Origin of the sequence: Arthrobacter sp. ZGTC131 (assembly GCF_002929275.1) — a bacterium.
GTDB lineage: Bacteria > Actinomycetota > Actinomycetes > Actinomycetales > Micrococcaceae > Arthrobacter.
Map to the genome: position 1 here is coordinate 233283 of NZ_PJIK01000003.1, position 11053 is coordinate 244335.

The window sequence follows — 11053 nt, forward strand, 5'->3', positions numbered from 1 at the left end:
GTGGCGTGCGGGTTTCGCGGCCCGCGATTCCGCGCCGTTTCCATGGCGGTGGGGTGAACTATACCGCACCTGTGCTGGCCGGTTTTCACGGGCTCCGGAGGGACCGGACTGCGCGCTGGTCCGGGTTCAGGTCAGCGCGGTGGCGTTCGCGGGCGACCCGGTTCCGCCGGTGATGTTCAGCGGTTTGATGTTGATGAAGGCATCCCAGTTGCCGGTGGTTTTCATGTGCCGGCTGAGGGGTCCGAGCCGCCACAGTTCGCCCAGTGGCATGCCGAGCTTGGCGAGGAGCTGCTGGTGCATCATGCCGTGGTCGTTGGGGGCGGAGCGATGGAAGGGGCTTGCCGGCACGGCGGGCAGGCATTCGAGGGCGAAGTTGTCGGCGGCGAGGAGTGCGAGGCGGTGGTCCCACGCCCAGGCGACAAACTCCTGTGACTGGGCGACGCCGCTGGCCCGCCGGCTGCTGCGGCCCCGTTGTTTTTCCTCCGGCGTGAGGGCGAGGAACCATTCGCACCAGCCCGTGTGGAGCATGAGGATGTCGCCCGGCCGGAGGCTGAGCGACCGGGCCTCGATTGCCGCCTGGATCAGGTTGAGGCCGAGCGGTTCACCGCCTGCATGGTCGATGGGAGCACCATGGCCGGCGCGGTATCCGTCGAGGTCCACAAGCACTCCCCTGCCGACGATGGGGTTCTCTGCCCATTGCTGGATGCCGAGGTCGGGCGTGCCTTCCCGGATTCGGTCATCCGGCGTGCCGTTGTAGAAGCCGATGTCGTCGGCCCTTCGGTGCCTGAGCCCGTCGATCTGCGTGGATCCCTGGAGGTAGTAGCCGTCCAGGTAGTCGTCGCGGTGGGCCGGGTGTGAGGAGTAGATGGTGTGCCTGGGCGCCCGGCGTTTGAGCGACATTCCGGGATCGAAGGCGTCGGCCGGATAGTCCAGGCCGAAAACCGCGCCGGTTCTGATGCACTTCGTCGCTTCCAGGACGGCGTCCGGGGTGATGAAGGTGGGGGTTCCGCGGTCCGGTTCGGGAAACAGGCTCCATGAGGTGCCTGCGAACTTGCCCTCCCTTTCGAGGAGCTGGGCGAATGTCGGGTAGGCCGCGTCCCCGGCCGGCGCCGTCATCGCGTCCTTGCTTTCTGCGGCTGCCCCTTGCTCTGGTGGTGCCTGTAGCTGAGGAGAAAGCCCGCGATCGCACAAAGGGAGGCCGCGGCGCACATTGGAGGCTTGACGGATTCGTCGAAGAATTCCAGCCAGCTGCTTTGGCCTGCGATCAGGGAGACGGCCTGGCCGGTCACGAACACCACTCCTCCCAGGAGGAGCGCTGCGAGTGTCAGGACGAAGAGGACTTCGATGGCCCGTCGGATCTGGTGCATGGTCTTGGTTCCTTTAGATCGGCAGGACGCCGACGGCGATCAGCACACCGATGGCCAGCAGCGGCAGAGCGTAGTGCGTGAGCAGGCGGGCGAAGGTCTTGACCGGATCGACGTCCGCAATGCCGCAGGCGACATACAGGGGCGCACCTCCGGGCGGGACCGCTGCTTCGCAGGAGGAAAAGACGAGCACGGCGACGGCGGCGGTGGTCGCAGGGACGCCCGCGGCAACGAGCGTGGCGACGCCGACGGTTCCGACGGCGGCCATTGTCGCCGTCGAAGACAACGGGGCGGCGACGGCGATGACGATCAGCCCGATCAGGATCGCGAGCAGCCACAACGGCAGGTTCATCTGGTTGAGCAGGGCGGTCATCTGCTGGGGCAGCCCGGTGGCGGCGAGGGCGTTGGCTCCGGCAAAGGCGAAGACCACTGTCACCCCGACGACGCCGAATCTTGGGGCGGAGTTCTGCAGCAGCGCCCACCAAGCGCGGCCGCTGCCCGGCAGCTGCTTCCGGCCCAGGAAGGCACCGGTGATGATCAGGACCACCGGGATCCAGACGATGACGCTGACGGACTTGGTGATGTCCCCGCCGCTCCAGTCCGAAAGTGCCGCGGCGACGGCACCGGAGGTGATGACGAGCGGGATGGCCACCACGACGAACAGCAGCATCGTCGCCCAGCCGCGGCCGAACGCTGCCCCCACCGGCAGCCGGTGGGCAGCGTCCAGGGGGGCCATCCCGCTCTTGTGTATCAGCAGCCACGTGACGATCAGCCGGTGCAGGAAGCACCACAGTCCGCCGATGAGCAACGGGAGGACGAGGTCGTTGACGTCCAGCAGCGGCCCCACCGTGGCGGACCCGACGAGGACGAACATTGACGCGCTGAACGGGAAGGTGATGCCCATACCCGCGTTCCCCGCGACCAGCGTCGCCGCCGACGGCTTGTCCAGCCTGGATTTCTCCATCCAGGGAATCGTCACGGAGCCGACGGTGGCGGCGATGGCTGCCTGGTTGTGGACCACCCCGCCGAGGCCCGCGGATGCCACGGTCGAGACCCAGGCGGGCCCGCCCTTGACGCCACCGATCAGGGAGTTCAGCAGGTCGATGAGCCGGTCTAGCACCCCGGTTTTGTCCAGCAGGTATCCCATGAAGACGAACGCCATGGTGGCATAGACGATTTCGTCCGTCACGGCCGTGGACAACGCCGTCCATCCCGTCTGCGCCGCGGCCGCCCCCGTGAAGGGAAGCACCACGAGGAATCCCAGGATCATGGCCTCCCCGACGCTGCGTTTGATCAGCGTCGTCCACAGCAGGATGACCGCAAGGTAGGCTCCGAGGGCCCAGATGCCGATCATGCTGCCGCTCCTGACGGGGGTGTCATTGCCGGTGGAAGGTCACCGTTTCCTGTTCCTGATTCTGCCCGATGCAGGAGTCAGCGCAAGGCCGGTGCCTTCTGCGTGGTTTCGGCGGCGATGCGCGTGAGCGCGGTGGCTGAAGCCGCGGTCATCTCGGCCGGGACTCCCAGATCCGCCGAGAGGTAGCTGGCGGTGTCCTGCATTTCCCTGGAGCGGCGCAGGGCGTGCTTGGAGGTTCCGGTCAGGAACCTGTCGATGACTGCCTGCCCGTCGCCGGCGAGCTGCCGGGCGATCTGGGCACGGATCCATTCCTCCAGGCCCGCGGCCCGTCCGGCGGTGACCGCTTCGACAACCACGGAGGCCAGGCCCTTCATCAGGACGCTGCGGAGCAGCTTGTGGGCCATGGCAGCCCCCGGTTCCCCGTCGGCGATTTCGACGTCGGCGCCCAGCGGCGACAGGAGATGGGCAACGGCCCGGGATCCGGGGCCGCTGACCATCAGCGGTGTCTTCACCCCCTCGGTGGGAACGGGTCCAAGGATGGCGACGTCGGCAAAGAGTGCTTCGCCTGGCAGCTGCCCCAGTTCCTGCATGACGTGGGGTGAAGAGGAGGTGAAGTCCGCATAGCAGCTGCCGGCCGGCAGGACCGGCAGGCATTCCTGGGCGACGCTGCGCGCGGCGGCCGCCCCGGTGAGGACCAGGACGATGTCCGCTCCGGCGCAGGCCTGCGCTGCGGTTGCGGCGCGGGTCACGCCGGCCGGAGCGGATGGTGCGACGGGATCGAATCCTGTCACGCTGTGGCCTGCTGCGACGAGGGCTGCCGCGTAGGTGGCTCCGGCCTCACCGAGGCCGATGACGGTGCACGCTGTCATTTGTCTTGTGTCTTTCTTGCTTAGCGGCGGTCGGCGACGATGGCCGCCCGGCGGTTGGTTTCGTCGGCGAAGACGGCTTCCGCGGCCTGTGCCACGCTGGCTGCCTGTTCCCGGGGGATGACGACGACGCCGTCGGAGTCGCCGATGATGACATCACCCGGGAGAACGGGCAACCCGCCGAACGAAATGGGGGTGCACAAGCGGGAGGGGCCGTTCTTGTACGGGCCGGCGGGAGTGATGGCGCGGGCAAAGACCGGCATGCCGATCTCGCCGAGGGCTTCGGCGTCACGGGCCGCGCCGTCCAGTGCGAAGCCGGCGAGGCCCAGGTTGATGGCCCGTTCGCCGATGAGTTCACCCAACAGGGCCCGGGACTCGTCCCCGCCGCCGCAGACGACGATCACGTCTCCGGGGCGGGCGAGCTGCAGCGCCCGGTGGATGCCCTGGTTGTCGCCGGGGCGGGTCCAGACGGTGAAGGCGGGTCCGGCGAGGCGGGCGCCGGACCAGATGGCCTGGATGGCCGAGTCCGCGACGCCGAGGCGGTCCATGGCGTCGCCGATGTTGGCGGCCGGCAGTTTGGCTAGGCGGTCGACCACGTCCCGGTCGGGGCGGGCGAAGTCTGCGTTGATGTCCTCAAGGACGGGAGTTGTCATGGTGGATTTCTTCCGTGGATGGTGTCTGGCGGGAGGGCTAGTCTTTTTTCATGACCATCGGGAGGACCTTCTTGAAGTCCTCTTCCTGTCCGGCCCAGAACGTCTCGTATTCCTTGCCGGAGAGGTAGCTGGTCTGCAGGCCGAGGTCCTTCATCTTCTGGGCGACGGCCGGATCCTCAATGGCCTTCTGGATAGCGGCTTCGAGCTTCTTGGCGACAGCGTCCGGCAGCCCTGCCGGAGCGGAGTAGCCGCGGGCGGTTCCTGCTTCCACTTCATAGCCGGATTCCTTGAAGGTGGGGACATCCGGCAGTGCGGGTGAGCGTTCGGCGGTCATTACGCCCAGGACGCGGGCCTTGCCCTGCTTGGTCAGGTCGTTCACGTCGCTGACATTGGCGACGAGGATGTCCACGTGCTTGCCCAGGAAGGCCGTGGTGGCCTGGGATGCGCCTTCGGAGAAGTGCACCGGTGCGAATTCCGCGCCGGTGGTTTCCTGGATCTGGGCCAAGGCAAAGTGTTCGCCGGTCTGCAGGCCGGTGGTGCTGGCGGTCATCGACTTCGGCTGGGCTTTGGCAGCGTCAAGGAGTTCCTTCAGCGTCTTGTACGGGCTGTCAGGCTGCACGGCGATCACGGCGGGGTCGATGACCTGCCGGCCGAGGGGCTGGAAGCTGGCGCGGGTGTACTTCGCGCCGCGTGCGGGGTCCAGCGGTGAGACGACGACGGACGGGGAACCGGTTGCGCCGATGGTGTAGCCATCGGGCTCAGCGCTGGTGAGTTGGGTGTAGCCGATCTGTCCGCCGGCGCCGGGCTTGTTGATGACCTCGACGTTGGTGCCGAGTTCTTTCTCGAGGATCGGCTGGACGAGCCGGGCCGCGGTGTCCACGGCTCCGCCGGATGAGAAGGCCACGATCAGGTCGATCGACTTGCCTTTCTTGGGGAAGTCATCCCCGGCGGCGGTGGTGGCGCCGGCGTTGGCGCCGCAGCCAGTGAGTGCGATGAGGGCTGCTGCGGCGAACGCGACGGTGATGCGGGTGCGGGTGCTACGGGTGCGGGTCAAGGTTCTTCTCCTTTGAAGGGGTGGATCAGGTAGGGGTTCGGGTGGGGGTGTGGTTTAGGTTTCGGGGTCTTCGTTGAGGGCTTTGGGCTTACGGAGCTTGAGCAGGGGGCTGAAAATGATCAGGACGCCGATGCCGATCAGCACCATGGAGATGGGGCGGTTCACGAAGATGCCGAAGTCGCCCTGGGAGATTTCGAGGGACTCCCGCAGGGACCGTTCCATGAGGGGACCGAGCACGAGGGTGAGGACCATCGGGGCGAGCGGGATGTCCAGGTGCCTCAGTGCGAGGCCGAGGAGTCCGAAGCCGATCATGACGAACACATCGAAGACGCTGAAGTTGATCGTGTAGGCGCCGATGACCATGAACAGCAGGATCAGGGCGGTCAGGATCGACGCTGGCACGCGCAGGATGGAGGTCCACAGGCCCACCAGCGGAACGTTCAGGAGCAGCAGGAGCAGGTTGCCGATGAAGAGGCTGGCGATGATCGCCCAGGCGATTTCCGAGTTCTCCGTGAACAGGGTGGGCCCGGGGGTGAGGCCCTGCTGGAGGAACGCTCCCATGAGCACGGCGATTGTCGGGGATGCCGGGATGCCGAGGGTGAACAGCGGGATCAGCGCGGCGTTGGCGTGGGCGTTGTTGGCCGTTTCCGGCCCGGCGACGCCTTCCACTGCACCTTTGCCGAGTTCGTTGCGGTGCCGGGAGAACTTCTTCTCGGCACCGTACGCGAGCAGGGATGACACGGAGCCGGTCATGCCCGGGATGAGGCCCAGGCCAAAGCCGATGCCGGTGCCGCGGGCCATCGCCGGGGCGCTGCGCTGCCATTCCGTCCGTGACGGGAGCAGGGACCGCAGGCCGGGGGCGTGCACTGTGGCGGCGTGCGGGTCCTTGCGGTAGGACAGGATTTCGGAAAGTCCGAAGACACCGACGATGACGGCCACGAAGCTGACACCGTCCAGGAGCCTGTCCATGCCGAAGGTGAAGCGGGGAGCGCCCGCCACAGGGTCGATCCCCACCATGGAAATGAGCAGGCCCAGGGCTCCGGAGATGAGGGCCTTCACCATCGACTTGCCGGCCAGGGCAACCAGGAGGGAGATGCCCACCACCATCAGGGCGAAGAACTCAGGCGGTCCGACCAGCAGGCCCAGCTCGCCCAGCGGTTTGGCGGCGGCCACCAGGCCGAGGGTGGCGATGGTTCCGCCGACGAAGGATCCGACGGCGGCGATGGTCAGGGCGGCTCCTGCCCGGCCGATCTTGGTCATGGCGTAGCCGTCGATGGTGGTGATCGCGGAGGCTGCTTCCCCGGGGGTGTTCAGCAGGACGCTGGTGATCGTTCCCCCGTAGGCGGTGCCGTAGAAGATGGCGCACAGCATGATGATCGCCCCGGTCGCGTCCAGGTTCATGGTGAGCGGGATGAGCAGGGCGACGCCGGCGACGGGCCCGATGCCGGGCAGCACGCCGATGACGGTGCCGAGCAGGCAGCCGACGAAAGCGAACAGCAGGTTCTGCCAGGTCATGGCGGCGGCGAAGCCGCCGAGCAGGTCGTTGAGTATGTCCATGTCTAGAGTCCGATCAGGTTCAGCGGAGAAAGTGCCGAAACGGGAAGGGCGACGTTCAGGCCGTAGTTGAAGGCGTAGAACGCTCCGACGCTGCCGGCCAGGGCGATGATCAGCGATGAGATCCAGGTCCTGCGCCCGCGAACCTTCAGGTGGTACATCAGGAAGAGGAACATGCTGAGCTGAAAACCGAGCAGGTCCATCACGGCTGCCACGATGGCCAGGCTGGCCACGACGGCGATTACGAGGCCGCGGTCCACACCGTCGGACGTTTCGCTGGGGCGCCGCAACTCCTGGACGAGCCAGATGACGGACATCGACACCAGCACCCCGCCCATGGCAAACGGGAACAGTCCGGGGCCGGGCCCCAGGGACGTCCACAGGCCGAGGCCCAACGAACTCACCAGCACATACACGCCGACTGCGACGAATGCACCGATGCCCACCAGCACGGAGGGGGCGACCCGGGCGGCGCGCCCGGGCTTGGTCATTACTGACTCCGTTGTCATCGTTTCCTTCTTACGTTCCGTGGTCCTTCATTTCATAGAATGAAAGAGTATTGCGTCTGAAGAAATAGTGACAGGAGACACAAAGCCTGTCAAGCGCAAGGAAGTTACATACAATGAAAGAATGACGGTGACTTCGACTCATTCAGCCAGCTCTCCCGAGGACGGCCCGAAGTCCGGAAACATGCGCTCCCTGTCCAGGGCGATGGAGGTCTACGCCGAACTGCAGCGCGCGGAGCGGCCGCAGCGGCTCAGTGATCTGGCCAGGGCCTGCGGCATGAGCCTGCCGACTACCCTGCGGATACTGCGCGTCCTTCAGGATTTCGGCATGGTCAGCCAGACCGACAAGTCGTACCGGATCGGGCCGGCGGTCCTGCCTGCCGCCCGAAGCTATCTGGAGAACGACCCCCTGGTCGTCGCCGCCCGGCCGATCCTTCAGCAGGTGGCCTCCCAGACGGGACTAACGGCATCCCTGTATACGAGGCTTGGCTTCGAAAGGATCCTCGTGGCACGCGTCGACGGCGACTCGCCCCTCCGCTACGACCTGCCGCTGGGCAAACGCCTCCCCCTCACCGTGGGGGCGGCCGGGAAAATCCTGCTGGCCTCCGCCTCCGAGGCCGAACTCCGGCAGGCGGTGGCTGCTGCCGTTGCGGCCGGCCACGAGGACGGCACCTTCACGATCGACGGACTTCGCTCACGCCTGCCGGAAGCCGGCGCCGACTACGCCTACTCCGCAGACGAGCGCGCCACCGGCGTCCTGTCGGTCGCCGTCGCGGTCCCCAACAGGGGCGGGCGCCCCAGCGAATCCATCGCCCTGACCAGCCCCGTCGAGACAGCCACCGAAGCCGGCCTCAAGGCCGGAGTCCCGGAACTCCGGCGCGCCGCCGGCCGCCTCTCAGAACTCCTGGAAGGGTCCGTCTACTAGTCCGGTGTCACTTCCGGCGCGCGTCGCGCCGGAGGCGGCGGCAGAAGCCAAAGCACGCTCGTTTGTGAACCTTTCCTTGGGCGGGTAGGCGCCGCATGATAGGCGCATGACTCACATCGCATCAGCCGACGAATCCGCCGTCGTAAGGGCGCAACGCGAACTCCAGGATGCCGGCGTCCGCACCGTGATCGGCACTGTGGTGAATGCTTCGGGCGTCACCCTGGCCAAGAGCGTTCCGCTAGCCCGGCTCGGAATTTTCCACCATTCCGGGATGGGTGCTGCCCCTGTCTGGCATGTCTTCGCCATCGACGGCGGGATTGCGTTCACGGACACCATCACGCCCGTTGGCGATATGCGCCTCAAGATCGATATCGCGGGACTCCGTGTACTGCCGGGGGGCCGGGCATGGGCGCCGGCCAACCTTTTCGAACAAGACGGAGCCGCGTCTCCGGCCTGTGCCCGCGGCATCCTGGCCGACGTCGAGGGCAGACTCGACGCGGCCGGATACCGGGCACTCGTGGGCCACGAACTTGAATTTTTCCTCGTCTCCCCGGATGGTTCAGCGCTGGAGAACACACCTTGGGTGCCGTACGGGGCAACCGGCCTTCTGGACCGCTCCGAGCTCCTCGAAGATCTGCTGTCAGCGATGAACCAGGCGGGTCTTCCCATCGAGCAGATCCACGCCGAATACGGCAGAAACCAGTTCGAGTTTTCCCTTCCCCCGGCCTCGCCCGTTCACGCCGCGGACACCGCGGTCTTCGCCAAGGTCATCGTTGGCATCGTGGCCAGAGCGCACGGCATGCAGGCCTCGTTCTCCCCCCTGCCCTTTGCCGGCGCCGTCGGAAACGGTGCCCACCAGCACCTGTCGCTCCAGACGAACGGCATGTCGCTGTTCTCCGGCGGCAGCGGTCCGCACGGCATCTCCCACGAGGGCGGCGCGGCCATCGGTGGAATCATCGAAGGACTCCCCGATATCCAAGGTTTCCTCACGGGATCAGTCTTGTCCGGAAGCCGGTTGGCACCCGGCACGTGGTCGGGAGCCTACTTGTGCTGGGGCCTGGAAAACCGGGAAGCCTCGGTGCGCTTTCTGAACGAGGGCGAGAGCAATCCGCACGGACCCAACGTCGAGGTGAAAATCATCGACCCGTCGGCAAACGTGTACCTGGCCTCCGCAGCCATCCTTGCTCTCGCCCTTGACGGCATCCGCAGCGGGCGAGAGCTCCCGGGAGAAATCCCCGGCGACCCGGCAAGGCTTTCCGAAGACGAACGGCACCGGGCCAATGTACGTCTGCTCTCCGACTCCCCCGCCGCCATCATCGACACGCTGGACAAGTCACGCCTCGCACGCGGGCTTCTCGGGGACGCCATCGTCGATGCCACCGTGGCCGTCCGGCGCTATGAACAGCGGACCTCCGCGGAACTCGCGCCGGACGCGCTTGCCGAACGGTTTCGACTTGCCTGGTCCATCTGATGGCTGGCAGTTCCTTCGCGGACTTCGTCGAACAGGTCAGTCTCGTTGACCACCACGTGCATGGCGCGTTTCAAGCCGACGGCGATGAGGCACGCTTTCAGAACTCACTCAACGAGGGGAACAACGAGCCCCTGACCCAGCCCGACGACACCTACAACACGCAAGTCGGGCTGGCCATCCGACGCTGGTGCAGCGGCATTCTTGATCTGCCCCGGCACGCCTCACCCGCGGAATACTGGAGCCGCCGCTCCGAGCTTGCGGAACTCGAGGTCAGCCGCCGCATGACCCGCGCTGCCGGGGTGAGCGACTGGCTGGTCGACACAGGATTAGACGCCGCCGACTACCTCGGGCCGGCCGGCATGGCCGACGTTTCCGGCGGGCGGACCCACGAGATCGTCCGGCTGGAGCTGGTGGCCGAGTCGCTGATCCAGCAGCTTGCCGACCCGGCAGATTACGTCGAAGAGTTCGGGCAGCGGCTTCAGACCCTCGCCCTCAGCGCTGTGGGCTTCAAAACAGTCCTCGCCTACCGTGCAGGATTCGACCGGGACCTCAGCCGACCGGCCCCGGCTGCTGTTGCTGAAGCCGCCCGCCGCTGGCAGGCGAACCTGGGCGACGGGACGACTCCGAAGCTAACGGACGTGACACTCATCGCCCACGGGATCCATACGGCGGTGTCGCTGAACCTTCCGTTGCAGTTCCACGTCGGATTCGGTGACCGCGACCTGGACCTCCACAAAACCAATCCCCTGTACCTCCTGGACCTTCTCCGATCCCCCGGGGTCCGAGACACACCGATCATGCTGCTCCACTGCTATCCGTTCGAGCGCGAGGCCGGCTACCTGGCCCACGCCTTTGAAAACGTCTACATTGACGTCGGCCTTGCGGTGAACTTCACCGGGTCACGGAGCCCGGACTTGGTGGCCCGCTCCTTCGAACTGGCTCCCTTCACAAAAGTCCTTTACTCCTCGGACGCCTTCGGCCCGGCCGAACTCCACTACCTCGGAGCGAGACTCTGGCGCAACGCCATCACCAAGGTAGTCGGCGGCTGGATCGACGACCACGACTGGTCAGAGGCGGACGCCCGCAGGATCGTGCAGCTCACCGCGCGCGACAACGCCCTCCGCGTATACGGGCTTCCCTGAGGCACCGATCTGCCCGTGCCACCAACCCGCCGCAGCAAGCAGGGCTGATAAGCCCCGACGGCCCGCCGTGCGCCCCCGGAAACGTGAACGCAATGAACTTAACGTTCTCTGGTTACACAAGAGTGAGCCGCATCACTTTCGGTCCTAGCATCAGAACACACCGA

General features: G+C 66.4%; 11 protein-coding genes. 3 read left to right on the top strand and 8 right to left on the bottom strand.

From position 1 onward, the window contains the following. Positions 1-126: 126 nt before the first annotated feature. The 8 genes from CXQ90_RS06125 to CXQ90_RS06160 form a co-directional block, all read right to left on the bottom strand. A complete protein-coding gene (locus tag CXQ90_RS06125) occupies positions 127-1116 on the bottom strand; it encodes a cyclase family protein (protein ID WP_104137738.1) in 990 nt (329 codons plus the stop codon). Further along, positions 1113-1367, bottom strand: a complete 255-nt coding sequence (locus tag CXQ90_RS06130; RefSeq protein ID WP_104137739.1) for a hypothetical protein — start codon at positions 1365-1367, stop codon at positions 1113-1115. The genes CXQ90_RS06125 and CXQ90_RS06130 overlap by 4 nt, the downstream gene beginning before the upstream one ends. A gap of 13 nt (positions 1368-1380) precedes the next feature. Then, positions 1381-2718 (bottom strand): TRAP transporter large permease subunit, encoded by a 1338-nt coding sequence (locus CXQ90_RS06135; protein ID WP_104137740.1) that lies wholly within the window; start codon positions 2716-2718, stop codon positions 1381-1383. 77 nt (positions 2719-2795) lie between these two features. Continuing rightward, positions 2796-3587: an NAD(P)-dependent oxidoreductase gene (locus tag CXQ90_RS06140; RefSeq protein ID WP_104137742.1), complete on the bottom strand. Its 792-nt coding sequence runs from the start codon at positions 3585-3587 to the stop codon at positions 2796-2798. A gap of 20 nt (positions 3588-3607) precedes the next feature. Further along, positions 3608-4237, bottom strand: a complete 630-nt coding sequence (locus CXQ90_RS06145) for a methyltransferase (protein ID WP_104137743.1) — start codon at positions 4235-4237, stop codon at positions 3608-3610. Between the two features lie 37 nt (positions 4238-4274). Beyond that, entirely contained in the window at positions 4275-5291 is a 1017-nt protein-coding gene (locus CXQ90_RS06150) for a tripartite tricarboxylate transporter substrate binding protein (protein ID WP_104137745.1), read from the bottom strand. Positions 5292-5345: 54 nt separating this feature from the next. Beyond that, positions 5346-6848, bottom strand: coding sequence for a tripartite tricarboxylate transporter permease (locus CXQ90_RS06155; protein ID WP_104137746.1), 1503 nt, complete (start codon positions 6846-6848; stop codon positions 5346-5348). Between the two features lie 2 nt (positions 6849-6850). Next, entirely contained in the window at positions 6851-7354 is a 504-nt protein-coding gene (locus CXQ90_RS06160; protein ID WP_104137748.1) for a tripartite tricarboxylate transporter TctB family protein, read from the bottom strand. Positions 7355-7475: 121 nt separating this feature from the next. Between CXQ90_RS06160 and CXQ90_RS06165 the strand changes: the two genes are divergently transcribed. The 3 genes from CXQ90_RS06165 to CXQ90_RS06175 all read left to right on the top strand — a co-directional run bounded on the left by CXQ90_RS06165 (position 7476) and on the right by CXQ90_RS06175 (position 10889). Next, a complete protein-coding gene (locus CXQ90_RS06165; protein WP_104137749.1) occupies positions 7476-8276 on the top strand; it encodes an IclR family transcriptional regulator in 801 nt (266 codons plus the stop codon). 106 nt (positions 8277-8382) lie between these two features. After that, complete coding sequence (locus CXQ90_RS06170) at positions 8383-9747, top strand: glutamine synthetase family protein (protein ID WP_104137751.1); 1365 nt, start codon at positions 8383-8385, stop codon at positions 9745-9747. Continuing rightward, positions 9747-10889, top strand: a complete 1143-nt coding sequence (locus tag CXQ90_RS06175; RefSeq protein WP_104137753.1) for an amidohydrolase family protein — start codon at positions 9747-9749, stop codon at positions 10887-10889. Before CXQ90_RS06170 ends, CXQ90_RS06175 begins: the two co-directional genes overlap by 1 nt. The last annotated feature ends 164 nt before the right edge of the window (positions 10890-11053 follow it).